This is a genomic window from Saccharibacillus alkalitolerans, assembly GCF_011090185.1.
Classification (GTDB): domain Bacteria; phylum Bacillota; class Bacilli; order Paenibacillales; family Paenibacillaceae; genus Saccharibacillus; species Saccharibacillus alkalitolerans.
In genome coordinates this window covers 584,321-609,148 of record NZ_JAAFGS010000002.1, presented here as the reverse complement: position 1 = coordinate 609,148, position 24,828 = coordinate 584,321, and the positions used below count along the sequence as shown (strand labels likewise).

The following is a 24,828-nucleotide window of genomic DNA, read 5'->3' as shown; positions in this document are numbered from 1 at the left end:
AGATGTGGCATTCGTTTCACGCTTACATTCACGATTATTCGGCGCTGGACCGTTACTTGCAGCTCGAGTTTCCGGCCTTCGTCAAGGAGCGGATCGCTCCCGGGGAAGACTGGTTCTTCATCCGCTACTGGCTGGGAGGGCCGCATATCCGTCTTCGCCTCAAGAGAGCGGAAGGATTCGGCGCGGAGGAGTTCGCGGAAGCGTTCGGCCGCTCGGTCGGTCGATTCCTGGAGATGAACCCCGTCCGCCTGATCGACTATGAACGCTTCTACACGGACGCGATGCTGGCCGGCGAAGGCATTACGGAGACGTACTGGAAAGCTCACGGCACGGTGGAACCCGATCGATACGAGCCCGAGTACGGCCGGTACGGGGGAGCGAACCATATGGCGCGTTCGGAAGCGGTGTTCCGCGCCGGCAGCGAGCTGGCGCTGACGCTCAATACGTTGGCTTTCCCTTATCGGGTACTCGCCGCCTGCGACCTGCTGCATTGGAGCCTGGGCGGACCCGGCGCCGCCGAATCCGCGTTCGGACGCTATGCGGAATTGTGGAAAAGTTACCGTTCCCGCGACGCATCGTCTTTCCGGAGCTTGAAGGAAGCGGCGGTCCAAAGAGCGGGAGCGCTGATCGCCGCGGATTCTCCGCCCGAACGCTACCGGAACTATCTGGACTCTCTTCGGAACCTCGGAGACCTGCACGAAGGCGTGCTCTTCTCCCACGTGCACATGATGAACAACCGGATCGGCGTTCACCCCGAGCTTGAATACGAGCTTGCGGCGCTGCTCGCGGAAGAGGGGGAGAAGCGATATGCGCGGCATTGAGGAGAAGGCGGAGCAGGGCGGCACGCTCTGGTGGGAGACGGAGCCCGACCGTTCGGCGCTGCGCAGATACTTCCACGAACGCTCCGTCTCGCGGAAGAATTACACCTCGGTCCAGATCAAGAAAGTGAAGGCGGTCAAGCGGTGGGACCGGAAGGAAGGCTTGGCGTTACGGCGTTTCGAACCGCAGACGGAGCTTGAAGAGCTGCTGCTGCGGCGCCGAACCCGGCGGTTCAGGTCGGCCGCCGAACCCGACGCGGAACTGCTGGCCAGGCTGCTGCAGTTCGCGGTCGGAGTCACCGACGAACGCAGCGGATACTTCGCCTATCCGTCGCCCGGAGCGCTCTATCCCTGCACGCTGTTCCTGAGCGTCGACCTGCCGGAACTTCGGGGGAACGTTTACCGCTACAATCCCTATCTTCACGTGTTGGAGCTCTACGCGCCGGGACGCGCCGATCCGTTGGAAGCCGCGATTATCGACCGGGAACTGGCCGCGTTTCCGATCAAGCTGTTCTTTGCGAGCGACTATCAGCTGCTGGAGGAGAAATACGGCGAGCTGTCCTACCGGCTGCTCAATCAGGAGATCGGTCACATGGCCCAGAATTTGTCGCTGTGCGCGGAAGATCTGGCGCTGAACACGGTATGCATCGGCGGATTTTACGAAGAGGAATTCAAGCGGGCCGTGCCGGATTACGACTTACTCTATGTCATGGTGGTGGGCTGAATGTTTTGTATATTGAAAGCCGAGAATCGGCTGATCCGGGATGGACAGACCTTGTATATTGAACACATTTTCGACAAAAGCATTGCGCAAATCCGCCTCCGTCCTTCCGTCGATTACGCGGCGCTGCACAAGATGCTGTACGAAGGAATCGGGATCGGAAAAGCGAAAGCGGGCGGAAGCGAGGAGGCGCGGCTGCTGCTCGGCATGGCGAAGGTTTCGCCCGAGCGCTTTCTGATCGCGGACGACCCGAGCCTGCTCAACAAGGAATTGAATCTGCGCAACGTCTTCCTGCTCTGCGAACGCACCGGAACGCCGACCGAGGAACTGCGGCACTACCGGGAGGCGCTGGAGCGCACGGCGGTCCGGGTGTTGGGCGATGCGAACGGAATGCTCTCGGCGCTTCTTCTCGGCAGCGGATTCCGATTGGCCGGGCAGGGGGAAGGAAATCCGGCCATCGCGGTCGCGGAGCGGGAATGCCTGAAGGAACACGAGGAAGAGTTGAAATCGTTCAGCCGCATCCTGCCGTACTCGACGACGGAAATGACGCTCGGTCCCTGCCTGTTTTCGCCGGAAGAGAGGGAGTCGCTGACGCGGCGGCCCGCCGGCGGCGAAACGGAAGTTCCTTCGCGCGGAGCGAGTCCTTCCTACGCCAATGTGCTGACCGTGTATTCGCTGCTGATCAACAATCTGATGTATCTGATCAACGACACGCACCAGAAGCTTTACGTGGACGCGGCGCTTCCGATCAACCGGATCTTCCGCTTCACGCTTCCCGAGATGAAGTTGACCGCCGCCCAAGTGTTTTGAACAAAAAGGAGGGAATCCCATGTCTACTCTGATCAAGATGGAAGGCCTGTCGAAAAAGTACGGAAGCAAGCAGGCGCTCGAAGACGTCAGCTTTACGGTGGAACGGGGCAGCATCGTCGCCGTGCTCGGCCACAACGGCGCCGGCAAGACGACGCTGATCAATTCCATCATGGATATCGTCGATTACGAAGGGCGCATCGAATACGGCTTCGATCGCAAGGAGCTGTACCGCAAGGTCGGCTATCAAATGCAGTCCTCCTCTTACGAGAAGGAAGCGAAAGTATACGAGGTATGCAAGCTGTACCGAAAAATACTGAAAAGCGACGTCGATCTCGACAGCCTGCTGGAAGAATTCGACTTCGCGTCCTGCCGGAACATGTACGTCAAAAATCTCTCGGGCGGCCAGCGTCAGAAGCTGTCGATCCTGCTGACCCTGATCGGCGAGCCGGAGCTTATCATTTTCGACGAGCTGTCGACCGGCCTCGATTCCATGACACGCCGCCAGATCTGGGACTACATCAAACGGCTGAACGAAGAGAAAGGCGTGACGATCATTCTGACCAGCCATTTCCTCGACGAAGTGGAATATCTGGCGGATCGGGTCGTGATTCTGGACAAGGGCCGGATCAGCCGGATCGGCGACGTGTCGACCCTTATCCGGGAAGAGTTCGAAGCGGCGAAGAAAATCGAGTTCCGCACCGACGACCGCGAAGCGTTCGGACAGTGCTTCGGCAGCGAGCTCTCGAATAACGGCGGCCTGCTGTGCATTCGCTACAAAGAAGACGCCGAAGAAGAGATTTACCGGCAGGTGAAGCGGCTGGGCGGCTATGATATCGCGATCAAAAACTACACGTTCGAGGACGCCTTCCTGAAAATGCTGGGCTACAAACTCGTGAAGAATGGAGAGATCTCGCATGGATAACCTGCTCGCCCTCTCGGGCTACCAGATCAAGCTGGTGATGCGCAACGCCAAGAGCCTTATTCTCGGATTCTCGCTTCCCATCGTCATGTTCTTCATCTTCAGCAATCTGTTGGCCGGCTATAAGGTCGACGGCGGCGTTCCGCTGACGGAGCTGCTCGTTCCCGCTTATATTCCGATCATCATCGTCAACGGGGTGTTGGTCATTTACGGCCAGACGTTCCTGCTGTACAAGGAGCAGGGCAACCTGCTGAAGTTCAAGCTGCTGGGCATTTCCGGGCTGACCGTTTCGTCCGGATTATATATCGCCACTTTCCTGTTCCAGATCGCCGCCTCTTTTCTGCTGATCGCTTTCGCAGCCGGAATCAAGCATATCGCGATTCCTTATGCGAGCCTGCCGAATATCGCGGTGGCCTTCCTGCTCATCAACCTGTACCAGTTCGCGATCACTTACTTCCTGACGTCGTTCATCGGCAAAAGCGTAACGTACCAGGGCGTATCCCAGATGGTGTTCTACTATCAGATCTTCCTGGGGGGACTGACCTTCCCGCCCGAGATGTTCCCGAGCTTCCTGCGGGAGTTCGTCTACATCTTCAATCCGATCGTCTACGGGCTGGAGATGATGCGCGGACTGTGGGCAGGCAGCGGAACCCTTCTCGATTACGGGAAGGAAGCGCTGATCCTGGTCGGCGTCTCGCTGGCTTTCGTCGCGGCGGGCGCCGTGCTCCAGAAAAAATTCGGAAAGCTGAATTGAAGCCGAAGTGCCGGCGAAGCCGCGGCGTTACCGGATCGTAATGGCTAGCGGAGGCGGGGGTTTTTCGAATCTTCAAAGCCCGACCCGAGCTATTCATCATAAAGCACAACCAACCCCATTCAAAGGAGAGATCGAACATGGAAAACACGAACAACAAGCTGGTAGAGGAACTGTTCTCGGACATCGAGGATTTGGATTTCGTGGAGATCAGCGAAGCGACCGCGCTGCCGGAAACGGCGGCGACGAGCGGATCGATGGTCAGCAACGGCTGCTCGACCTGCGGTTCCAGCTCCTGCTGCTCGTCCTGATTCACAGCTTGCGGTCACGCCCCCGACAATGAGCTTATAAACGCATTTTACTTATGAAAAGGAGAGATCGAACATGGAAAACGCGAACAACAAGCTGGTAGAGGAACTGTTCTCGGACATCGAGGATCTGGATTTCGTGGAGATCAGCGAAGCGACCGCGCTGCCGGAGACGGCGGCGACGAGCGGATCGATGGTCAGCAACGGCTGCTCGACCTGCGGTTCCAGCTCCTGCTGCTCGTCCTGATTCACAGCTTGCGATCACGTCCCCGACAGTGAGCTTATAAACGCATTTTACTTATGAAAAGGAGAGATCGAACATGGAAAACGCGAACAACAAGCTGGTAGAGGAACTGTTCTCGGACATCGAGGACTTGGATTTCGTGGAGATCAGCGAAGCGACCGCGCTGCCGGAGACGGCGGCGACAAGCGGATCGATGGTCAGCAACGGCTGCTCGACCTGCGGTTCCAGCTCCTGCTGCTCGTCTTGATTTCGCACATACGCATCCGGGCGTTCAGGCCGGTTTGAAAGGCCGCCGAACGTCGTCACCCGGCACGGAAAGGAGAGAGTCGAATGGAAGAACTGCTCGGGAAACAACTCGCCAAGCTGGAACTGCCTTTTTTCGAACAATTGAGCCGCGAAGCTTTTGCGGATGATACGCTGTACCTGTTATTCGAAGCGGCGGCGGAGCACGAGCGAAACGGTCTGAAAGGAAGCTCGCTCCGATTCTTGTTCGTGAATGACGGAAAAGCGTTCATGCGCTCGGACGGCCGGAATTCCATCCATATTTACGAAAGCGGACGTTTGGATCTGGCGCGAGGAGAATCGCAGTATATCCTGCTTCTCGGGGAAGAGGAACAGGATTCCCTTTCCAAGGAAGCCGAAGCGCTGTTCGCCCGGCTCCAAAACGTGCTGCGCCGCAAGCGGGTGCAGTACCGGACGCTGGAATGCGAAGCCGTCCCTTCCGCGAAGCACGGCGTCCGGGTGCTCCGGGCGGCTTCGCTTCGGATCGGAGCGGCGGCGATGCTCTGACTGCGCGGCAAACTTAACGAACATGAGCAAAAGGAGAGTCCGGGCGGCCCGAAGCTGTCAGGATTCTCCTTTTTTCGTCTTTTCCGCTGCCGGCCGCATCCGCGCAAGAAAGGACATGCGTCGTTGACAGTCTCTTCCATGGCTTATACAATTCCTTCTATGATTATTCATAGTTTGTTTCATCAAAGGAGAACCTTCAACCATGCCGCATAACCCCACGGGCCGTGAGCGCCTGGGCCTCGCCCTGCTGCTGTCCACGCTCGGCATTCTCGGACCGCTCAACATCGATATGTATCTGCCCAGCTTCCCGGGCATCTCGTCCGATCTCGGCGCGCAGGCGTCGCTTGTCCAGCTCAGCCTGACCGCCTGCCTGATCGGGCTGGCGGCCGGACAGATCATCGTCGGTCCGATCAGCGACGCGCGCGGACGCCGCGGCCCGCTGCTGATCTCGCTGCTGCTGTTCGCGGCGTCGTCCGTGATGTGCGCGCTGTCGACCAGCATCGAGATGTTGATCGCCGCCCGATTCCTGCAGGGACTGACCGCCTCGGGCGGCATCGTGCTGTCGCGCGCGATCGTCCGCGACGTATTCAGCGGCCGCGAGCTGACGCAGTTCTTCTCGCTGCTGATGGTCATCAACGCCGTCGCGCCGCTGCTTGCCCCGATTGCCGGCGGCGGGGTGCTGCTGCTGCCGGGCTCGAGCTGGCACACCATCTTCTACGTGCTGGGCCTGCTCGGCTTCCTGATCCTGCTGACGGTCGGATTCAAGCTGAAGGAGACGCTGCCGCCGGAGAAAAGGGTGCCGAGCTCGATCGGGCACTCGCTGCGCACGATGGGCAGCCTCATGCGGGACAAGTCGTTCATGGGCTACGCCCTGACGCTCGGCTTTATCCACGGCGGAAGCTTCGCTTATGTGGCGGGCACGCCGTTCGTCTATCAAGACATTTACGGCGTGTCGCCGCAGACGTTCAGCATCCTGTTCGGCATCAACGGCATCGCGATCATTACGGGCAGCTTCATTATCGGGCGCTTCAGCAGCATCGTGCCCGAACGCAGTCTGCTGCGAATCGGCGTGATTACGGCGGCGAGCGCGACGTTCCTGCTGCTGATCGCTTCGATCGTGCAGGGCCCGCTGTTTACCATCGTCGTCCTTCTGTTCGTGTATATGATCACGATCGGCATCACGGCGACAAGCACGTTCACGCTGGCCATCGCGCGCCAGGGCCACCGGGCCGGCAGCGCCAGCGCGGTGCTCGGCCTGTTCCCGCTGCTGATCGGCTCGATCGTGTCTCCGCTCGTCGGCCTGGACGAGACGACTCCGGTACCGATGGGCGCCATCTTGTTCGTTACGGCGCTGCTCGGCGCGGCCGCGTTTTTTGTGCTGACGCGGGCGGACAAGCAGACGGACGCAGCCGCATAAACGAGCAGGACGATTCGCGGCCCCTGAACGGATTCCGTTCAGGGGCTTTTTATATGCGAAATCGGATTCGAAGAGCTGAAAAGAAGACACGCCCTAACCCTGAATATAATTTTTTTTGTTTTTTTTTGCGGGACACTTAAGTTGAATGTTTTATTCGAATCGATGATGCAAAAGCATTCTGCATGAAGGAATGTCCTCTCTTAAGGAACAACAGTCCCTTATGAAGACTACACGGGCGCTGCGAGGGTGATCTTTTCTGTTGTGTTCCCGGCTGGCTTGTCATAGAATTTGCTGGTGCGTTTTGGCGGTGCCGGAACGCGGAAAAACGGCAAAACATATATGGGGGCACAGCTTTATGGAAGAAAAACAACTGAACCGGGGTCTGAAAGCCCGGCATATCGAGCTGATCGCGCTGGGAGGGACGATCGGGGTGGGCCTGTTCATGGGTTCCTCGAGCACGATCCAATGGGCCGGACCGTCCGTGCTGCTGGCGTATATGCTGGCGGGGATCGTCATGTTCTTGGTCATGCGGATCATGGGGGAGATGCTGATCGCCGAGCCGGTGACGGGATCGTTCGCGACGTTCGCGCATAAATATATCCATCCGGTCGCGGGTTACCTGACGGCCTGGAGCTACTGGTTTCTGTGGCTGACGGTCGGCATGTCCGAAGTGACGGCGATCGGCATTTATTTCGGTTATTGGTACCCCGACATTCCGCAGTGGATTCCGGCTCTGGTCGGCGTCGGCATCATCGCGGCGGCGAATCTGGCGGCGGTGAAGTTCTACGGCGAGTTCGAATTCTGGTTCGCCATGATCAAAGTCGTCGCGATCGTCGCCATGCTGATTCTGGGGACCGGCCTTATCTTCTTCGGCTGGGGAAACGGAGGCGTGCCGATCGGACTCGGGAATCTGTACGAGCACGGCGGATTTTTCGCGGGCGGGCTGAAAGGGTTCCTGTTCGCGCTCTGCATCGTGACCGCCGCTTACCAGGGCATCGAGCTGATCGGCATTACGGCGGGGGAAGCGGAAAATCCGACGGTTACGCTGCGCCGCGCGATCCAGAACATCGTCTGGCGGATTCTCGTATTCTACGTCGGCGCGATCTTCGTGATCGTGACCCTTTATCCGTGGAACGAAGTCGGCGTAACGGGCAGTCCGTTCGTGCTTACCTTCGCCAAAGTCGGCATCACGGCGGCGGCCGGCATCATCAATTTCGTCGTGCTGACGGCGGCGATGTCCGGCTGCAACAGCGGCATTTACAGCGCCGGGCGCATGCTGTACACGCTGGCCGAGCACGGCCAGGCGCCGAAATTTTTCCGTAAAGTCTCGAGCAGCGGCGTGCCGCGGAACAGCATCATGACGACGATCGCTCTGCTGCTCATCGGAGTGCTGCTCAATTACTTGATGCCGGGCTCCAAGCTGTTCCTGTACATCTACGGGGCCAGCATTCTGCCGGGCATGATCCCGTGGTTCGCGATGGCGATCGGACAGTTCCGCTTCCGGCGCGAGCATGCGGACGAAATCGGCAGTCATCCGTTCAAGTCGCTGTTCTTCCCGGCGGCGAATTATTTCATTGTCGTGTTCTTGATCCTTGTCCTGACCGGGATGGCGATTAACGCGGATACGCGAATTCCGCTCGCCGTGGGCGGAGGGTTCGTGCTGATCATGCTGGCGGCCTATTACGCGCTCGGCATTGGCAAAAAAGCGGGGGAGTCGCGCTGACGCGGCCCCGCTTTTTTTTGCGAATGTTTTTACAGAGGATTCCAAAAAAACCAGGAATAAAATCTCATTCACATTTGTCGAAATTTGCCGATAAAAAGAATAAGATTTTAACCGGAAGGGTGATCCGAATGCTCAAGAGACTGCGCTTTAACAATATGCCCCTTAGTTTTAAAATGCTGTTTCCTCTGGCTCCTCCGTTGATTGCGCTTGTGCTGCTGTCGGCGCTGTCGGTAGGACTCGTCTCGCAATTGTCGAACCGGCTGATTGACCGTCTGTACAACGAAGCGCATCAGAGCATTTCCTGGCTGCTGAACGCCGACCGGGACTTTTATCAGGCGCTGTCGGATCAGCAGGCTATCACCGCTTTGGGCGGCGGTACGTCTGCCGAACTGCAGGCGAGCTTCGACGAAAACGTCGTTCAGACGGAAGAGCGCGTGCTGAAGGCCGAATCCATTATGAAAGCGAATGCGGAACGCTTCGAAAGCTACAAGCATCCGGATTCCGGCAAGACCGCGTTCGAGCTGTTCGACGAATTCAAAACGCAGTTCGCGGCCTGGAAAGCGGGACCGGTAGGCGGCTCCATGGAGCAGTTCGACGCGGCGCGAGGCAGCATCAACGAGATCGAGGAAATTTTGGACGTTTACAGCGAAGACGTGATCGCCGAGAGCGCCGCTTATCAGCAGCAGCTTCAGCGCACGATCTGGATCGGCCTCGCGGCCGCGCTGCTGGTGTCGGCCGCCATCGGCGCCGCGGTTATCCGCAACGTTCGCCGCCGGACTCAAATCGTCGTCGGCCTGATTCGCAAGACGGCCGACCTCGATCTCAAATACGATTCGACCTATGAGCGTTTCTTGGAGGAGAAGGACGAGTTCGCCCTGCTGATCCGCTCGGAAGGGGAAGCGCGCAAAGCGTTCCGGGAGATCATCGAAAACGTGCAGCGCGAGAGCCGGGAAATCGAACAGACGATGGATCGCGTCGCCGGACGAATGGCCGGGCTCGACGACAGCGTACAGGATATTTCGGCCACGACGCAGCAGCTGTCGGCAGGCATGGAACAGACCTCGAGTTCGACGGCGGGCATGAGCGAGACTTCGATCGAAATCGGACGGGCGCTGGAGTCGATCGCGCTTAAAGCGCAGGAAGGCGCGCGATCGTCGGAACGCCTCAGCGCCCGGGCCGCCGAACTGAAATCGACATTCCAGCAGTCTTATCGGGAAGGTACGGCTTCTTACGAGGAAGTGAGAGGCAATCTTGAGCAGGCGATGGAGGAATCCCGCGCGGTGGAGCGCATTACGCTGCTGGCCGAGTCGATTCTCCAGATTACGGCGCAGACGAATCTTCTCTCGCTGAACGCTTCCATCGAAGCGGCGAGAGCGGGCGATGCCGGCCGAGGCTTTGCCGTGGTCGCGGCGGAAATCCGCAAGCTGGCCGAAGATTCCAAACAGGCAGCCGACGAAATTCAGGAAGTGACGGGCACGGTGCTTCGTTCGGTCGGCAGCCTGAAAGACAATTCGGAAAACCTGCTGGAGTTTTTCGCCGAAAGCGTTCAGGGAGACTATGCCCTGATGCTGCGGGCGACGGAAGAATATGCCGAAGGGGCTGTCGATACGGAGGCGCTGTCGACCGATCTCAGCGCCACGACGGAAGAACTGCTGGCCTCGATGGAAACGTTGGTCAAAGCGACGGACGAAATCGCGATATCCGCGAGCGAAGGCGCGAGCGGAACGGGGACGATCGCGGAGAAAGCGGGGCTGGCCGCGGAAACCGCTTCGGACGTGCTGAACGGCGTGCAGACCTCGAAGCGCGGGATCGACACCCTGGCGCGTTCGGTCGAGAAGTTCAAGCTGTAAAAAAACGAATCAAAGAGCATCAGCCGCATAGAAGGGGGATCCGGCCGGATTCCCCTTTATTTTTTTTGACTCTTCTCTTCTCAGGGCGAAGCATACCGTTATTTGATCGGTTAGCTAACTTGTTCCAAAAATGTTTTTGAAATTATGGATGCGTGCTATGTATTTTCTGTTATAGTGTGTAAGGAAATTGAAAATCCGGGGAGGGAAAAGCGTGAAGGGGCCAAAGCCCGAATACATACAGGAAGTAAGTACGGTCAGGGTAATTGCTTGTCTGAGCATCGTTCTGCTGCACGCGATACACTTTACCGTAGGATTCGACATGGAGCAAGGATCGACGGCCGCGGATTACGCCTTGTTGACGGCAGCCGGAATCTTGTCTTTCGGGACTCCCGCTTTCGTATTTATATCGGAGATGCTCCTGGCACACTCTTATCCGGACCGTCTGACCCGCGAGTTTTATAAAAAAAGACTGCTTTTGATCCTGCTTCCCTTCGCCTGCATGGCCGTTTTTTATGCGTTTTTTGCGCATTACAACGAGCCGTCGCAGATTCCCCGATTCCTCCTGCTGAACTTCGTGGGCGGCTATCACGGATGGTTCGTTCTGGTCATTTTTCAGTTTTACATTCTTCATCGGCTCTTTACCAAATACTTATCCAGAGTCCCCGCAAAAATCATGCTGCCTGCCGCGTTTGCGATCAATGCGGCGTATCTGTGCGTGTTCAATTTTATCGAGCCGCCCGATTATCCGGGAACGTCTTTCGTCTGGGAAAGAGGGTACTGGGTTCCTTTCTTCGGATGGTTCTTCTATTTTTGCCTGGCGTATTATTGGGGAAAAGATTACGGCAAGTTTCTGGCGGGGATCCGAAAGTTCCGAGCGGGAATCGCGGCGTTCGTTCTTGCTTCTCTCGCTCTCGTCGTATACGTCAATTCGTTGGGTTTCGGATTGATCCATTTCAACTCCAAACGGGCCGACATGCTTCCTTTGAGCGTCTCGCTGATCCTGCTGCTGTTCCTGGCCGCATCCCGGCTGAACGTCAAATCGCGCATCATGAGCCTGGTCGACCGCTGTTCCTTCGGGATCTATCTGATCCACTATGCGTATCTGACCGTGTACGGCGGAATAATCGATGCACTCTGGGAGATCGGATATTGGAAAATCCCGCTGCTGTTCGTCTTCGCGCTGGCTTCTTCGATCGCCACGGTTCTGCTGGTCAACAAGCTGCCTTTCGGCAAATACATATTGGGAAGGACCGGCGGCAAAAAAAGAAGAGCGGGAATCGGCCTGCTTGCCGGACGAAAAGGGATGGAACTGTAGCGATTTTCGTTTGCGAGGGCCTGCCTCCCGGCAGGCTTTTTTTGTGCTGAAAAGAAATGAGCGAAAACGTTATACAGTGTGTCATAATAGAAGAGAAAGAAGCCTGTATCGGCGAAAATGGGCTTATAATTGCTGCTTAATGAGTTCATAAGCAAAAATAATAGGTTAATAGTACGTCATATATGTTTCATTTTATGGATTAGTGTCGTATTATATGTGTACGCAGAGGCGGATACGGATGAAGATTCGTTACCGGGCTCAACGCGAAAGCAGGAAATCGGAGGGTAGCCGTGATCGAATTGACGGCAAGGCAGTTGAAGATCGTAGATATCGTGAAGAAGCAGGCTCCGATCACCGGCGAGCAGATCGCCGAGAATCTGGGGCTGTCCCGCCCGACGATCCGCTCGGATCTCTCGCTGCTGGTCATGCTGGAATATATCGACGCGAAGCCGAAGGTCGGGTACTTCCCCGGCCGCAAAGCGAGCGGCGGCGGAAACGGCAGCGACCGGATGAGGGAAGCGAAAGTGCGCGACATTCAGAATGTGCCTATCATCATCCGCGAGACGACGACGATTCAGGATGCGGTCGTGACGCTCTTTTTGCAGGATGTGGGGACGCTGATCATTTGCGACGAAGAAGGGAAGCTTGCCGGGGTCGCTTCGCGCAAAGATTTTTTGAAGGTGACGCTGGGCAATCCCGGTTCCGCCTCGATGCCGGTCAGCATGGTGATGACACGCATTCCGAAAGTCGTGACGACGTCGCCGGGCGAGTCGGTGCTGGAAGCGGCGCACAAGATGATCATGCACGAGGTAGACAGTTTGCCGGTGATCGACGCCGGCCCGGAAGAAGCGGGCGGCAGACCGGCGATCGTGGGACGGCTGACGAAGACGGCCATCGTCCAGCTTCTCCTCGAGATCGAAACTACGGGATAACGGGAGGACACGCAGACGATGGGACAAGGCACGCCATTCATTACAATCTGTTCGGACTCGGTCGGCGATACGGCGGAAGCCGTCGTACAGGCCGTCATTCACCAGTTCGAGCACCGGGAAGTATCGATCAAGCGCTACGGCAACGTAAGGCACGAAGAGGAGCTGCGCAGGCTGATGGAAGAAGCGGCCGAGCATAAGGGCTTCGTCGCCTATACGCTCGTTCAGCCGGAGCTGCGCGAGACCATTCGCGAGGAAGCGGTTCGGCTGGACGTGCGGATCGTCGACATCATGGGTCCCATGATGCAGGCGTTCATCGACACGTTCAGCGGAGCGCCGCCGACCCGGCGGCCCGGCGTGCTGCGCCAGATGGACGACAATTATTTCCGGCGGATGGAGGCGATCGAATTTACCGTGGCCAGCGACGACGGCCGCGACCTCGGCGCGATGCTGAAAGCCGACATCGTGCTGATGGGGATTTCGCGCACGTCGAAGACGCCGCTCGGCATCTTTCTCGCCCATCGCGGCAAAAAGGTCGTCAACTATCCGGTCGTGCCGGAAATCGCGCCTCCGCAGCAGCTGCTGGGGCTGCCCAAGGAGCGGCTGGTCGGCTTGACCATCGCGCCGGAGGCCATGCTGAAGATCCGTTCCGAGCGCCTTCGCTCGCTCGGTCTTCCGGTCGGTTCGCAGTATGACAGCCTGGAGCGCATCAAGGAAGAGTTGGAATATGCCGAAGCGCTGTACAATCGAATCGGCTGTCTGGTCGTCGATATTACGGACAAGGCGATCGAGGAGACGGCGAGCCTGATTCTCGGCAGGTTATAACGTTTCCGGCAGGCGCACATGGAATGCCGGCAGACAGAAGGCCCGCAGAGAACGGCGCGAAGACAAGAAACGACGGAAAGTTCAAAGGACGTTCGGCGTTCATCGACTTGACGCGGATCCGCTCGGGTTTCATGGACGGTTCTCCGGTTGAAGCGAACGCTGGCGGACTTTCGACACTTATAGGCTTTAACGCGGGGATCGGGGAATGCGTTCATCCCCGGCCGACAGGCGCCCGACGAATCGAATGGAGGGATTGGAAATGGAACGGGAATTGACTCTGGAAATTGTACGCGTAACGGAACTGGGTGCGCTCGCGGCGGCGAAATGGGTCGGCAGAGGGGACAAAAACGCGGCGGACGACGCGGCCACGACGGCGATTCGCTCCATGTTCGATTCGGTTTCCATCGACGGCACGGTCGTGATCGGCGAAGGCGAGATGGATGACGCCCCGATGCTCTACATCGGCGAGAAAGTCGGCACCAAGGAAGGCCCGGAAGTGGACGTGGCCGTCGATCCGTTGGAAGGGACGGAGGTCGTGGCCGCCGGCCTGCATAACGCGCAGGCCGTTATCGCCATCGCGGAGAAGGGCAGCCTGCTGCATGCGCCCGACATCTATATGGAAAAGCTGGCCTGCGGCCCGGAACTCGCGGGCAAGCTGAGTCTGAACGACCCGGTCGAACTGACGCTGCAGAAGGCGGCGCACTATACGGGCCGGGCGCTGTCCGATCTGACCGTCATGGTGCTGGAGCGCGAACGTCATGCCGACCTGATCTCCCGCCTGCGCGCGGCCGGCGTGCGGATCAAGCTGCTCGGCCACGGCGACGTGGCGGGCGCGATCGCGTCGGCGCTGCCGGACAGCGGCGTCGATCTGTACCTCGGCTCCGGCGGAGCGCCGGAAGGCGTGCTGGCCGCCGCGGCCATGCGATGCCTCGGAGGCGACATGCAGGGACGCCTGCTGCCGGACGGGCCGTTCGAGAAGCAGCGCTGCGTCTCGATGGGCATCGAGGACCCTTCCCGCGTCTTGACGCTGGAAGACATGGCGGGCACGGGCGACGTGCTGTTCGCCGCGACGGGCGTCACGAGCGGCGAATTCCTCGACGGCGTCCGCATGATCGGCTCAGACCGCGCCGAGACGCATTCCGTCATCATGCGCGCGAGCAGCCGCACCGTCCGCTACATCCGCAGCATGCATTACCTGCCGCTGAAGCAGTTCCCCGCCGGCCTGCCGGAAGTGCCGAGCATGGGACGTGCAGCTTCGCTGTAAAAATGCTCCTTACCCCGCCCCGGTTTCCGATTTTATGCGGAACGGGGCTTTTTTGCGTCTTTTTCGCTTCTGCCGCGTATGAACAGCGGGAACGAGTACGTTTTACCCTCGATAGGCAATTATACTGCGGCCGGCACGGCGCACCATTAGGGAGGAACGGGATGAAAAGTTATGATTTCCGCGACACGATCCATTGGGGAAGCGAGAGAAGATTGAGGGTGGATAATGCAGCCGGTGAGCAGGTCGGCCTGATCGGACGCGGCAGCTTGGAAGGCTGCGAGCGCAAAAATACGTTCGCTTACTGGCCGGAAGGCGGCAGGGAACCGTACCTGCTGGGGATTCGCAAACGCGGAATCACCGACCTGTTGGCGGTGAGTTATGCGCTGACCGGACCGGGATCGGCCGGCTCCTTCCGCGATAAATCGGGCAACAGCCTGCTGTATTTCTGCGTAACGGGGATGCTGGACGGAGTCGAGGTGCGAATCGAAGAGAACTGGGACGAGGAGTTGGAAATCAAAACGGCCGGCCGCCTGACGGCTCTGATCAAGCAGGAAGGCTTTTCGCTGCGAACGGCCTTGCAGATCGACGAGGCGGCGGAAGAAAATTCTTCGCTGTTCGCCCTGTCGCTGATGGCCGTGTTTATGTTCAACGTTTACAAAAAGGAATCCGCCTTTATCGAGGAGTTGCTGTTCAACTGACCCGCCGATCGGCCTCCGTTTCGCACAGTTTGCAGCCTGAAGCCAATTCTTGCCCAGAGTCAACAAAGTTTGGTCGCTATCAGACTATTTGCCGGGGCTTACAACGTTCGCCGGCGGCTATAATGTTTCTCTAGACCCACTGCCAGCCCGCTTGTTATGATGGACAACGTTCCTGAAATACAGGGTTTGGAGGCGGAACGATGGTCGACATTTATGACAAAATCAAAGAAGGCGAACGAGGGGCCTGGGCCAGCATAGTCGCTTATTTGGTGTTGTCCGCGCTCAAATTGACAATCGGCTACGTTTTTCTGTCCAGCGCGCTGCAGGCGGACGGATTGAATAATTTAACGGATATCGTGGCTTCGGTCGCCGTACTCGTCGGACTCCGGATTTCGCAAAAACCGCCGGATGCGGATCATGCCTACGGTCATTTTCGCGCGGAGACGGTCGCGGCCTTGATCGCGTCCGTCATTATGGCGCTCGTCGGACTGCAGGTGCTGATAGACGCGGCACGGAAGCTGGCCGGCGGAAGCGGAGAAGCGCCGCAGGCCTGGGTAGCGGGCGTCGCCGTGCTCTGCGCGGCGGCCATGTACGGCGTCTACCGGTACAACCGCGATTTATCGATCAAGACGGGAAGTCAGGCGCTGATGGCCGCGGCCAAAGACAACTTATCCGACGCTCTCGTCAGCATCGGCGCGGCGGTCGGCATCCTCGGCTCGCAGCTCGGCATGCCCTGGCTGGACGTGATCACGGCTTTCGTCGTCGGGCTTATTATCTGCAGGACGGCCTGGGAAATTTTGAGCGACTCCCTGCACCGGCTGACCGACGGTTTCGACGAACAAAAACTCGCGGAGATCCGGGACACGATCGGAACGGTCGAAGGCGTCCAGGAAGTGCGCGAAGTCAAGGCGAGGGTCAACGGCAGTCAGACCGTGCTCGACGTGGTCGTCGAAGTTTCTCGCGATCTGAGCCTGGTCGAAGGGCACGATATCGCCGACCGGATCGAAGAAGAGATGAAGGCGAAGCACGACATTTATTTTGTCAGCGTGCATGTGGAGCCGAAAGAGGAAGAAGCGCAAAAACCGGCAGCCGACAAAGAAGTATAGGCGTATGCCGTCGGCGGTTGGGCTGTACGGAATGGGGCTGCACGACAAAAAAGGACTTCGAATCCCCGCCTTGGCGCGAAGACACGAAGCCCTTTTTTCGATTGCGGTCTTTTTTTGTTCCGCGTTCGGGAAGCGCTCGAGATTTCCGAACGTTTTACGTATGCTCGACCGCCCCAGGGCCCGCCAGGCTTGCCGCGCGTTTCCGGTCGCTTCGGCCCACGTACAGCACGAGCAGGAAGCAGAGGAAGAGCACGATCGAAGCCGAGACGTACGGATAATTGATATTGACGTCGAACAGCGCGCCGGCGACGATCGGTCCGGCAATATTGCCCAGACTGCTGTAAGCGGAGTTCAGGCCGGCGGCGAAGCCCTGCTGATCGCCGGCGCGGCGGGAGATCTGCGTGCCGATCGCCGGACGCAGGATGTCGATCGCCAGGAACACGATAAACGTGACGGTCACGATCAGCCAGTACGGATGCACGAACAGCGTCATCAGCACGAAGATCGCGGCGGCGGCCAGACAGATGGAGATGACCCGCTGCTCGCCGAAGCGGTTCAGCAGCCAGCCGAAGATCGTCGCCTGCACGACGGCGCCGGCGATGGAGCCGAACGTGATGATCACCGCGATATCGCGCGCCGTAAAGCCGAACTTGTGGTCGACGAACAGGCCGAACACCGTCTCGTAATTCGCCAGACCGAACGCGCTGACGAACACGATGACCAGGCTGAGGAAGTACGGCGTCCGGTACGACGTCATCAGCTGCTTGAACAGGCTGTCGCGCTTGCCTTCGGCCGCCTTGGCGATTTCGGCCCGGCGCTCCATGCTGAGCGATTCCGGCAGTACGAGCAGCGTGATGAAGCCGGAGATCAGGGCCGCGATGCCGGCGGCGAAGAACGGCACGCGAATGCCGAATTCGGCGAGGAAACCGCCGATGCCCGGACCGATAATGAAGCCGGTCGTGATCGCCGCGTTAATGAATCCCATGCCTTTGGCGCGTTCTTCGTCCGAAGTAATGTCGGCGGTGTAGGCCATGACGGCCGGCATGATCAGCGCGGCGCCGACGCCGCCCAGAATCCGCGAGACGAACAGCAGCCAGGGAGCGTTGGCGATACCGAACAGGAATTCCGACACGGCAAAGATCAGCATGCCGGCGATAATGACCTTTTTCCGACCGAGTCGGTCGGACAACCGTCCGGCGATCGGCGAGCAGACCAACTGCGAGACGGAAAACGTGGCGACGAGCAGACCCACGACACTGCCTCCGATATGCAGCGTATTCATGTAGGTCGGCATGATCGGGACGACCAAACCTATTCCGGTAAAGACGAGAAAAATATTGAACATGAGCAGCAGCATGGCCGCCCGGTTACGAAGCATTAACGACATGGTAAACATCCTCCAACGATGTGCTTTTGATAAGCGTTAATTTTATATACTGAATATTCGGTCTGTATCGGAGCGTGAAAAAAGCGCGAACGGCCGCTAAGTCTCCGGCCGCCCCGCGATGCCGTAGAGAAATACTTCGATCGCCAGGCGATAAGTGTCGAGCGCCTGCTCGAGGCTGATGCGCCGGGACACCTGGCTGAGCCCGATCACGAGCGCCTCCAGCACGACGGCAAGCCCTTCGGCCGCACCCGGCTTGAATTCGCCGCTGTCGATGCCCTGCTGGATCAATCCGCGGTTGAACGCGAGATGGCTTTCGACCATTTCCGCCAGCCGGTCTTCGACTTCGCACGTCTTGTCGCCGCCGACAAAGAACTCGTCCGCCGCCTTGGTCAGCGGATGGTTCAGGTCTTCCCGTACCATCTGCTCCGCGAAGCCGTACATTTTTTCCGTAATCGACGTATACAGATGTTCCTTCTCCTGCCACTTGGCGATCCAGTCGCGGTCCCACTCGTCGAGCAGGTAGAGGAACAGGCCTTCCTTGCTCTTAAAATGATAATAGATGTTGCCCTTGCTGCTCCCCGTCGCGTCCGTGATGTCCTCGATCGAGGTCGCTTTATATCCTTTCTGCACGAACAGATGGCGCGCGGCATCGGCGATGCGCTTGCGGGTCTGTTCGCTCTGCAGCTGCTTTTTGTTCAAAACGGCGCCTCCTTGAATCCTGAACTTTCGTTCAGTATATTAACACGAATATCCGAAGAAATGCAACTTTATCGCTTCGGAACGCTTAACGCCGGGCTGCCGGCATGCCGAGAGGGAGCCGAAAGGAATAGGAAATCGTTCCGAATTTTGCGGCGGCGTTCCGTATTCCTTATAATTGAGGGAAGATCCCAAAAAGGCACGGATCGTATCCGTGTCTTTTTGCCGTAGGGAGGAGTGTCGGTATGGAGCTGCTGCGCCGGGCCGAAGAGCCCGGATTTGAGGTCGCCGTTTACGAGACGGACGAGCTGTACGGGGAAAAAGGGCGCTTTCGCGTGCTGCAGTTTGCCGACGGTGATGTGCAGGGCGCGCTCGATTTGAACGATCCGAAGCGGATCGTGCTGGAATACCCCCGGGCGATCGTTCATTTGATGGAGCACAACGATCCCGGATTCGAGCGGGCGTTCATCGTCGGGCACGGGATCGGCACGATCGCGGGGCACTTTGCGGGCCGGGACATCCGTACGGCGGAGATCAGCCCGACGATCGCCGAGTGGAGCCGGACTTTTTTCGGTTATGCGGGACCGGCCGCGGGAATCGGGGACGGACGCGAGCTGTTGGAACGGGAAGCGGACGGTTCGCTGGATTACATCGTGCTGGACGCTTTTACGGAAAAAGGAACGCCCTGGCATCTGTTCACGCGCGAATTTTGGAAGTTGGCGCGGCGGAAACTGAACGAAAGCGGGACGATTCTGCTGAACGTGTTCGGCCGGGGCCGGCGGGATTCGTTCGTCGAAGCGGTATGGGCCGGCCTGTCGGAAACGTTTGCCCATACGCGGGGGTTCGCGCTGCCGACGGACGACCCTCGGGATCCGACAAACCGGATTCTGGTCGGGGCCAAGCGTCCGATCCAAGGAAAACTGCGGCGGATGGCGGGCTTCGAGCCGTCGGAACCCGAGCCCGGTACGGTACTGGAAGATGTCATGTTCGGTTATTCGGACATGAGGCGCTGAATTCGATAGACAGGGGGACATACATAGATGAAAAAAAATATCGAAACGCCGGAGCAAACGGACGAAAAGAAAGAAACGGCGATCACCACGCTGTACATGACCCGGCACGGCCAGACGGAATGGAATCTGGAAGGCCGATTGCAGGGGAGAAAAGATTCGCCGCTGACCGAAAAAGGACTGCTGCACGCCCGCTGGCTCAGAGATTCGCTGGCGGACGCGCCTCTGGACGCGATCTATTCCAGCTCGAGCCCCCGCGCCCTGAGAACGGCGGATATTCTGCGCGGACGCCGGGCGCTGGAAGTGACGGCCGTGGACGATCTGCGGGAGATCGACATGGGGAATTGGGAAGGCCGGACGGGAACGGAAATTCAGGCCGAACTGCCGGACGATTACGACCTGTTTTGGAACGATCCGCATTTGTTCGAGCCCGTGCACGGGGGCGAATCGTTCCTGGATCTGGGGCACCGCGTCGTTCCCGCGATCGAGCGCATATTGAACGTCAATCAAGGTCGCAGTCTGCTGGTCGTGACGCATGCCGCCGTGCTTAATTTGCTGATGACCGCATTCCGCCGGCAGCCGGTCTCGGAAATGTGGAAGCCGCCCGTTCTGGAATCGACCTGCCTGTGCAAAGTCGTGTACGGACCGGAAGGGATGAAAGTGGAGCTGCACGGGGACGTCTCGCATTATCGGGAGCAGGCTTAACGCGCCGAAAAAAGCGTCCGATCAACGAATCCCAAGGAGGCACACCGTAATGTTGGAACTGAGCGACCCGGCATGGAGCCGATTGACGACGGCTTACGGGGAAGGGGACGAGGCGGCGGAACTGCTGCGCCGTCTGAGGCCGGACGCGGCGAACGGGGAACTGCGGCAGGAGCTGATCGAGCTGCTGCTGCATCAGGGTACGATCTACGCGTCCACGCTGGCGGCGATGCCGTATTTGGCGGACATGGCGGAAAAAGCGGGCGACGAAGAGGCGCTGATCGATCTGTATATCGCCGGCGGGATGATGACGGCAGGCCGCGAAGGAGAAAGCGGCGAACCGGTCGAACGATCCGGCGAATTCCGGCGGAGCCGCCAAGGAGAGCTGGATGCGAAAATCGTGCGGAGCATCGCGGCCGGCTGGCGCGAGGGGGTAAGCCGGCTTGCGGCTTTGCATGAGCGCGCGGCGCGGCAGGCGCTGAAAGCCGTACAGGCGGGATCCGCGGAAGCCGTCTATCTGCTCGCGGCGCATGCCGCATATGCCGGGCACGCCGAGGCGGCCCGGCTGCTGTTCGAGGGTCCGGCCGGCGACGAATATGCCGGGATCTGCCCGTCCTGCGGCGCGGACTGGTATGTCCGGCCGGAAGCCGGCGGCTCCCGGTCCGAAGGGGAGCCGGAGAGATGGGTCGTCTACACGGACGACCCGGTCATGCCGGGGACGGACGGACTGCCTTCGGCGGACGTCCGTCCCGCGGCGCAGGCGGAACTGCGCCCGGCACTGCGAATGCTTGGGAGCGAAGCGCGGCGGCTCGGCGCGCGCCGCCTGGCCCGGGCGATCCCGTCGCTGGATGGCCGGGCTTCCTGCCCGGCCTGCGGGCGGGAAGCGTCGGTATGGGAGGCGCTTACGGCTTGGCGGCGGACTTGAACGTAGCCCGGCTGCTTCTCGCCTTCCGATCTTTGCTCCGACCGAACGATCGAGCGGCCGAATGAGCGAATGCCGCCCGACAAAAAGCCGTCTTGACCGCTTCTGCGGCCGAGACGGCTTTTTTGTTTTTTTGGCTGGGGAACGGAAGCGAAGCGCTTAGCCCTTTTTCAAGAAGGCAGTGCCGTCCTTGCGCTTGCGCGCGCGGTCGGCGGCGGCGGTAAAGAGCACGTCGGTCGAAGAATTCAGCGCCGTTTCGCACGAATCCTGCAGCACGCTGATAATGAAGCCGGCGGCTACGACCTGGATGGCGATCTCGTTCGGGATGCCGAACAGGCTGCACGCCAGCGGAATCAGCAGCAGCGAGCCGCCGGGCACGCCGGAAGCTCCGGCCGCCGCTACGGTGGAGAGCAGGCTGAGCAGCAGCGCCGTGCCGAAATCGACCGGAATGTTCAGCGTATGGGCCGCCGCCAGCGTAAGCACGGAGATCGTGATCGCCGCGCCGCCCATGTTGATCGTGGCGCCGATCGGAATGGAGACGGAATACGTTTCTTTGTCCAATCCCAGCTTCTCGGACAATCTCATGTTGACCGGGATGTTGGCCGCCGAGCTGCGGGTAAAGAAGGCCGTGATGCCGCTCTCTCCCAGGCAGGTCAACACCAGCGGATACGGATTGCTGCGAATCTTGAAGTAGACGATCAGCGGATTGACGACGAAGGCCATAAACAGCATGCAGCCGACCAACAGGATCAGCAGTTTGCCGTAATCGATCAACGATTCCAGACCGTTCGCGGTAATGGCATCGAACACCAGGCCCAGAACGCCGAACGGCGCCAGGTTGATGACCCATTTGACGATGAGAGTCAGGGCGTCCGACAGACCGCCGATTACTTCCTTTACGCCTTCCTTCGCATGTCGCAGCGCGATTCCGAGCAGGACGGCCCAGGCCAGAATGCCGATATAGTTGGCGCTGATCAGAGCGTTGACCGGATTGTCGACAATCTTGAGCAGCAGCGTTTGCAGCACTTCGGCGATGCCCTGCGGCGGGCTGAGTTCCTCGGAAGTCGTGACGAGCGACAGGCTGACGGGAAACAGGAAGCTCACGATCACGGCGGTCAGGCCGGCGAGAAACGTGCCGATCGCGTACAGCGCGATGATCGATTTCATATTCGTTTTCTGGCCTTGACGGTGCCGCGATATAGCCGCCATGACCAGGAACAGCACGAGGATCGGAGCGACGCCTTTCAGCGCCCCGACGAACAGCGTGCCCAGCAGCGCGATCCATTTTGCCCCGGGAAAGACAAGAGCCAGAATGATGCCGACGACAATGCCGACGAGAATTCGCTTAACCAGGCTGATTTGATTCCATTTCATGATCCATGTACGCATAAACACCCTCCGAAATCGAATATGGCAATATCGCCGCCGTTTCGTTTATTTAGCCGGCCGGCAATATAGGTTTGTGACAGTTTACCACACAAAAGCGTTGATGTATGCACGTATTTGAAAGTTTTTATGAAATCTTTTGGAGGCGGCATGCCGTTTCGGCAGTCGGAAAAACGGTCTGCGCAAACAGCCCGATCCGAAAAGTTTCGGACCGGGCTGCTGTCGTTATCGTTCAAACGAGTCGGGTTACTTGATCTCTTTGGTGCTGAGCAGCGTATGGGCTTTCAGGGCGCCGTCGACCACGCTCAGCTTATAAACGGAGTTGTAGCTTCTCGCCGTACCTTCCATATCCTTGTTGTAGATGATGTAGGACTCGCGCGTGGACACGGTATACGTGGAGTCGCCGTTGTCCTTGAAGCCGGTCACGACGGCGTCTTCGAATTGTTCCGTAATCCCTTTCGTCTCCAAATATCCGATGTAGTCGGACGATTCCTTGGAGGCCGGCCCCGACGGGTCCATATGCCAGGTTACGTAGCTGAAATCCCGGGCGTTGATGGCCGCGACCGATGCGTTCAGATAGTCGAGCATGAAAGATTGGGCGTCTTCCTGCTTGAACGCGGCGCTGCCGGAAGCCGATGCCTGGACGGCCGAGCTGCCCGAAGCGTCTGCGGCGGAAGCGGCCGCGGCGCTCTTGGACAGAGCCGCCCGTTCCTTCTCGAACGCCGAATTCGCGCGTTCGACGTTGGCTCCCGATTCGCTTACGTAAGCGGAATTGTAATCGGTGATCCACCATTCCTTTTGATCGCCGTGACGGGCGATCTCCAGACGGACCGCCGAATGTTCTTCTTCGTCCGGGCTGTCGGAATCGACATACTCATACCGAATATCCGCCGTCAAATAATCTTCGTAAAAGCGGATGCTGAGCGGATTGACGGCGACTTTGCTGAGCGCGTAGCGTCTGTCGGGGTTATTTTCCATATCCCAGGTCAGAAATTCGGAAAATCGTCCGTTCGGGTCGTAGCCCGTCAGCTGCTTTTTGCTGTGAGAGTTGGTCGCCTTGGCCCAGTTTTCCATCGTCGAGTAGGCCAGGTCGGCGACTTTTTCGGCTGCCGCCTGCTGGAGGGCGGAGCCGATCTCGTAGTTGGATTCTTCGGCGGTATCGATCTTCGCCTCGCTGCTGAGCTCGACGCCGTAAGCGTCTGCGGCGACTTTGAGATCGACCTGCTGCGGGAGAGGACCGAACGTCTTGTAGTCGTTCGGCGCTCCATCTGCTTCCTTGCCGTTCAAACTGACGGTCGTCGCGATGTCGGGGAACTTGAGCGAGAGGCGGTTCATCCGCGAAGCTTCGAAGATGACGGTATTCGGCGCCGTATAATCGAAGGCGCTCACCTGTCCGTCGTACGGCTGGCTGCCGTACGCTCCGGTCAGCGCGCCTTCGTAATCGTAAAAGGAAGGCCATAAATTTTCGACCGTATCGGCGTCCGCCGCTATTCCGCCGACCTTCATCGAACTTTTGACGTCGTCGGACGGCTCGGAATTCTGCGCGGCGACGGATACGGGAGCGACATGCGCGCTCCATTTGCTGCCTCTCCAGGAGCGCTCTTTGACAAAGGTCAGCCAGGCGTCCGGCAGATCGGCGTTCGGACCTTCGAGTTCTTCCCTGAGCTGGTCGCTGAACGAATCCCGGCTCGGCGCGTCTTCCTCGGTCGTCTCGGCCAGCTGGATCGCGGACAGGATGCCTTCCTTGTAGGCGCTGCGGACGCTTTCGTTTTCCAGCGTCGCCCCGAACGCCTTGAGGCGATCGTCGGCCAGAATCGGCGAATCCGCGTCGTCCAGGTAAGAAGCCAGCGCAGCCGGGTCTTTGGCGTCGATCGCCGCGTTAAGCTTCTTCGCCAGTTCTTCCGGAGTGGACGGTCCGTAGGTCATCCGCAGAATCAGAAAAGCGGCGGCCAGCAAAACGACGACTCCGCCGATCGTGCCGGCCAGGATTTTGTTCTTCTTCGACATGGGCCGCTTGGGCTTGGCTGCCGGAGCGGCCGGGACCGCAGGGGCTGCCGAATCGCTCCGCATCGCGGGCATCGGAGTCGGAGTCGGCGTCGATGCCGAGGGCGACAGCGGGGCCGCCGGTTCGCCGGCGTGATTCCGCTCCAGCGGAGCGCCGCATTTTTCGCAGAACTTCCAGGCGGGATCGGCCGGAGCTCCGCATTTCTGGCAGTACATCAATCAATCATTCCTTTC

At 59.0% G+C, this 24,828-nt stretch carries 25 protein-coding genes; 21 read left to right on the top strand and 4 right to left on the bottom strand.

Translation table 11 applies throughout. The features are described 5' to 3' along the window. Positions 1-2: 2 nt before the first annotated feature. From GYN08_RS08235 to GYN08_RS08150, 18 genes are all read left to right on the top strand, one after another. On the top strand, positions 3-821 hold the full coding sequence (locus GYN08_RS08235) for a lantibiotic dehydratase C-terminal domain-containing protein (protein ID WP_166273701.1): 819 nt from the start codon (positions 3-5) through the stop codon (positions 819-821). Beyond that, entirely contained in the window at positions 808-1,542 is a 735-nt protein-coding gene (locus GYN08_RS08230) for a SagB family peptide dehydrogenase (protein ID WP_166273700.1), read from the top strand. The genes GYN08_RS08235 and GYN08_RS08230 overlap by 14 nt, the downstream gene beginning before the upstream one ends. A 51-nt stretch (positions 1,543-1,593) precedes the next feature. Continuing rightward, positions 1,594-2,349 carry a hypothetical protein gene (locus tag GYN08_RS08225; RefSeq protein ID WP_166273699.1) on the top strand — a complete coding sequence of 252 codons (756 nt, stop codon included), beginning with the start codon at positions 1,594-1,596 and terminating at the stop codon, positions 2,347-2,349. A 19-nt stretch (positions 2,350-2,368) separates the two neighbouring features. Further along, on the top strand, positions 2,369-3,271 hold the full coding sequence (locus GYN08_RS08220) for an ABC transporter ATP-binding protein (protein ID WP_166273698.1): 903 nt from the start codon (positions 2,369-2,371) through the stop codon (positions 3,269-3,271). Next, positions 3,264-4,022, top strand: a complete 759-nt coding sequence (locus GYN08_RS08215) for an ABC transporter permease (RefSeq protein WP_166273697.1) — start codon at positions 3,264-3,266, stop codon at positions 4,020-4,022. Before GYN08_RS08220 ends, GYN08_RS08215 begins: the two co-directional genes overlap by 8 nt. A 137-nt stretch (positions 4,023-4,159) precedes the next feature. Further along, positions 4,160-4,330, top strand: a complete 171-nt coding sequence (locus tag GYN08_RS08210) for a thiazolylpeptide-type bacteriocin (RefSeq protein ID WP_166273696.1) — start codon at positions 4,160-4,162, stop codon at positions 4,328-4,330. Between the two features lie 73 nt (positions 4,331-4,403). Beyond that, positions 4,404-4,574 carry a thiazolylpeptide-type bacteriocin gene (locus GYN08_RS08205; protein ID WP_166273695.1) on the top strand — a complete coding sequence of 57 codons (171 nt, stop codon included), beginning with the start codon at positions 4,404-4,406 and terminating at the stop codon, positions 4,572-4,574. 73 nt (positions 4,575-4,647) lie between these two features. Next, positions 4,648-4,818 (top strand): thiazolylpeptide-type bacteriocin, encoded by a 171-nt coding sequence (locus GYN08_RS08200; RefSeq protein ID WP_166273695.1) that lies wholly within the window; start codon positions 4,648-4,650, stop codon positions 4,816-4,818. 83 nt (positions 4,819-4,901) lie between these two features. Next, positions 4,902-5,360 (top strand): hypothetical protein, encoded by a 459-nt coding sequence (locus tag GYN08_RS08195; protein ID WP_166273694.1) that lies wholly within the window; start codon positions 4,902-4,904, stop codon positions 5,358-5,360. Positions 5,361-5,562: 202 nt separating this feature from the next. Further along, on the top strand, positions 5,563-6,777 hold the full coding sequence (locus GYN08_RS08190; protein WP_166273693.1) for a Bcr/CflA family efflux MFS transporter: 1,215 nt from the start codon (positions 5,563-5,565) through the stop codon (positions 6,775-6,777). A 355-nt stretch (positions 6,778-7,132) separates the two neighbouring features. Beyond that, on the top strand, positions 7,133-8,500 hold the full coding sequence (locus tag GYN08_RS08185) for an amino acid permease (protein WP_166273692.1): 1,368 nt from the start codon (positions 7,133-7,135) through the stop codon (positions 8,498-8,500). A gap of 128 nt (positions 8,501-8,628) precedes the next feature. Then, positions 8,629-10,350 (top strand): methyl-accepting chemotaxis protein, encoded by a 1,722-nt coding sequence (locus GYN08_RS08180; RefSeq protein ID WP_166273691.1) that lies wholly within the window; start codon positions 8,629-8,631, stop codon positions 10,348-10,350. 211 nt (positions 10,351-10,561) lie between these two features. Next, on the top strand, positions 10,562-11,665 hold the full coding sequence (locus GYN08_RS08175; protein ID WP_166273690.1) for an acyltransferase family protein: 1,104 nt from the start codon (positions 10,562-10,564) through the stop codon (positions 11,663-11,665). Between the two features lie 290 nt (positions 11,666-11,955). Next, positions 11,956-12,597 carry a helix-turn-helix transcriptional regulator gene (locus GYN08_RS08170; RefSeq protein WP_328802905.1) on the top strand — a complete coding sequence of 214 codons (642 nt, stop codon included), beginning with the start codon at positions 11,956-11,958 and terminating at the stop codon, positions 12,595-12,597. A gap of 18 nt (positions 12,598-12,615) precedes the next feature. After that, on the top strand, positions 12,616-13,419 hold the full coding sequence (locus GYN08_RS08165) for a pyruvate, water dikinase regulatory protein (protein ID WP_166273689.1): 804 nt from the start codon (positions 12,616-12,618) through the stop codon (positions 13,417-13,419). Positions 13,420-13,678: 259 nt separating this feature from the next. Further along, positions 13,679-14,683 carry a class II fructose-bisphosphatase gene (gene glpX / locus GYN08_RS08160; protein ID WP_166273688.1) on the top strand — a complete coding sequence of 335 codons (1,005 nt, stop codon included), beginning with the start codon at positions 13,679-13,681 and terminating at the stop codon, positions 14,681-14,683. A 161-nt stretch (positions 14,684-14,844) separates the two neighbouring features. Next, the gene (locus GYN08_RS08155; protein WP_166273687.1) at positions 14,845-15,381 is read left to right on the top strand and encodes a hypothetical protein; all 537 of its coding nucleotides are present in this window, start codon (positions 14,845-14,847) and stop codon (positions 15,379-15,381) included. 200 nt (positions 15,382-15,581) lie between these two features. Beyond that, the gene (locus GYN08_RS08150; protein ID WP_166273686.1) at positions 15,582-16,487 is read left to right on the top strand and encodes a cation diffusion facilitator family transporter; all 906 of its coding nucleotides are present in this window, start codon (positions 15,582-15,584) and stop codon (positions 16,485-16,487) included. Between the two features lie 154 nt (positions 16,488-16,641). On the opposite strand, the gene GYN08_RS08145 is transcribed toward GYN08_RS08150, so the two are convergent. Next, complete coding sequence (locus tag GYN08_RS08145; RefSeq protein WP_166273685.1) at positions 16,642-17,874, bottom strand: MFS transporter; 1,233 nt, start codon at positions 17,872-17,874, stop codon at positions 16,642-16,644. 96 nt (positions 17,875-17,970) lie between these two features. Then, complete coding sequence (locus GYN08_RS08140; RefSeq protein WP_166273684.1) at positions 17,971-18,573, bottom strand: TetR/AcrR family transcriptional regulator; 603 nt, start codon at positions 18,571-18,573, stop codon at positions 17,971-17,973. A gap of 242 nt (positions 18,574-18,815) precedes the next feature. On the opposite strand from GYN08_RS08140, the gene GYN08_RS08135 reads away from it, so the two are divergent. Genes GYN08_RS08135 through GYN08_RS08125 form a run of 3 tightly spaced genes read left to right on the top strand, consistent with a single transcriptional unit; the run spans position 18,816 to position 21,207 of the window. Next, on the top strand, positions 18,816-19,583 hold the full coding sequence (locus tag GYN08_RS08135) for a spermidine synthase (RefSeq protein WP_166273683.1): 768 nt from the start codon (positions 18,816-18,818) through the stop codon (positions 19,581-19,583). Between the two features lie 27 nt (positions 19,584-19,610). After that, the gene (locus tag GYN08_RS08130) at positions 19,611-20,285 is read left to right on the top strand and encodes a histidine phosphatase family protein (RefSeq protein WP_166273682.1); all 675 of its coding nucleotides are present in this window, start codon (positions 19,611-19,613) and stop codon (positions 20,283-20,285) included. Between the two features lie 49 nt (positions 20,286-20,334). Beyond that, positions 20,335-21,207, top strand: coding sequence for a hypothetical protein (locus GYN08_RS08125; protein ID WP_166273681.1), 873 nt, complete (start codon positions 20,335-20,337; stop codon positions 21,205-21,207). A 156-nt stretch (positions 21,208-21,363) separates the two neighbouring features. On the opposite strand, the gene sstT is transcribed toward GYN08_RS08125, so the two are convergent. Beyond that, positions 21,364-22,593 (bottom strand): serine/threonine transporter SstT, encoded by a 1,230-nt coding sequence (sstT, locus tag GYN08_RS08120; protein WP_166273680.1) that lies wholly within the window; start codon positions 22,591-22,593, stop codon positions 21,364-21,366. A gap of 243 nt (positions 22,594-22,836) precedes the next feature. Continuing rightward, positions 22,837-24,810 (bottom strand): TcaA NTF2-like domain-containing protein, encoded by a 1,974-nt coding sequence (locus GYN08_RS08115; RefSeq protein ID WP_166273679.1) that lies wholly within the window; start codon positions 24,808-24,810, stop codon positions 22,837-22,839. Positions 24,811-24,828 lie beyond the last annotated feature (18 nt).

Bases quoted from the DNA above. Each gene is read 5' to 3' on its own strand.
- GYN08_RS08235 (WP_166273701.1), top strand. From the start codon at position 3: ATGTGGCATTCGTTTCACGCTTACATTCACGATTATTCGGCGCTGGAC.
- GYN08_RS08230 (WP_166273700.1), top strand. From the start codon at position 808: ATGCGCGGCATTGAGGAGAAGGCGGAGCAGGGCGGCACGCTCTGGTGG.
- GYN08_RS08220 (WP_166273698.1), top strand. From the start codon at position 2,369: ATGTCTACTCTGATCAAGATGGAAGGCCTGTCGAAAAAGTACGGAAGC.
- GYN08_RS08215 (WP_166273697.1), top strand. From the start codon at position 3,264: ATGGATAACCTGCTCGCCCTCTCGGGCTACCAGATCAAGCTGGTGATG.
- GYN08_RS08210 (WP_166273696.1), top strand. From the start codon at position 4,160: ATGGAAAACACGAACAACAAGCTGGTAGAGGAACTGTTCTCGGACATC.
- GYN08_RS08205 (WP_166273695.1), top strand. From the start codon at position 4,404: ATGGAAAACGCGAACAACAAGCTGGTAGAGGAACTGTTCTCGGACATC.
- GYN08_RS08200 (WP_166273695.1), top strand. From the start codon at position 4,648: ATGGAAAACGCGAACAACAAGCTGGTAGAGGAACTGTTCTCGGACATC.
- GYN08_RS08195 (WP_166273694.1), top strand. From the start codon at position 4,902: ATGGAAGAACTGCTCGGGAAACAACTCGCCAAGCTGGAACTGCCTTTT.
- GYN08_RS08190 (WP_166273693.1), top strand. From the start codon at position 5,563: ATGCCGCATAACCCCACGGGCCGTGAGCGCCTGGGCCTCGCCCTGCTG.
- GYN08_RS08185 (WP_166273692.1), top strand. From the start codon at position 7,133: ATGGAAGAAAAACAACTGAACCGGGGTCTGAAAGCCCGGCATATCGAG.
- GYN08_RS08180 (WP_166273691.1), top strand. From the start codon at position 8,629: ATGCTCAAGAGACTGCGCTTTAACAATATGCCCCTTAGTTTTAAAATG.
- GYN08_RS08165 (WP_166273689.1), top strand. From the start codon at position 12,616: ATGGGACAAGGCACGCCATTCATTACAATCTGTTCGGACTCGGTCGGC.
- glpX (WP_166273688.1), top strand. From the start codon at position 13,679: ATGGAACGGGAATTGACTCTGGAAATTGTACGCGTAACGGAACTGGGT.
- GYN08_RS08155 (WP_166273687.1), top strand. From the start codon at position 14,845: ATGAAAAGTTATGATTTCCGCGACACGATCCATTGGGGAAGCGAGAGA.
- GYN08_RS08150 (WP_166273686.1), top strand. From the start codon at position 15,582: ATGGTCGACATTTATGACAAAATCAAAGAAGGCGAACGAGGGGCCTGG.
- GYN08_RS08145 (WP_166273685.1), bottom strand. From the start codon at position 17,874: ATGTCGTTAATGCTTCGTAACCGGGCGGCCATGCTGCTGCTCATGTTC.
- GYN08_RS08135 (WP_166273683.1), top strand. From the start codon at position 18,816: ATGGAGCTGCTGCGCCGGGCCGAAGAGCCCGGATTTGAGGTCGCCGTT.
- GYN08_RS08130 (WP_166273682.1), top strand. From the start codon at position 19,611: ATGAAAAAAAATATCGAAACGCCGGAGCAAACGGACGAAAAGAAAGAA.
- GYN08_RS08125 (WP_166273681.1), top strand. From the start codon at position 20,335: ATGTTGGAACTGAGCGACCCGGCATGGAGCCGATTGACGACGGCTTAC.
- sstT (WP_166273680.1), bottom strand. From the start codon at position 22,593: ATGCGTACATGGATCATGAAATGGAATCAAATCAGCCTGGTTAAGCGA.
- GYN08_RS08115 (WP_166273679.1), bottom strand. From the start codon at position 24,810: ATGTACTGCCAGAAATGCGGAGCTCCGGCCGATCCCGCCTGGAAGTTC.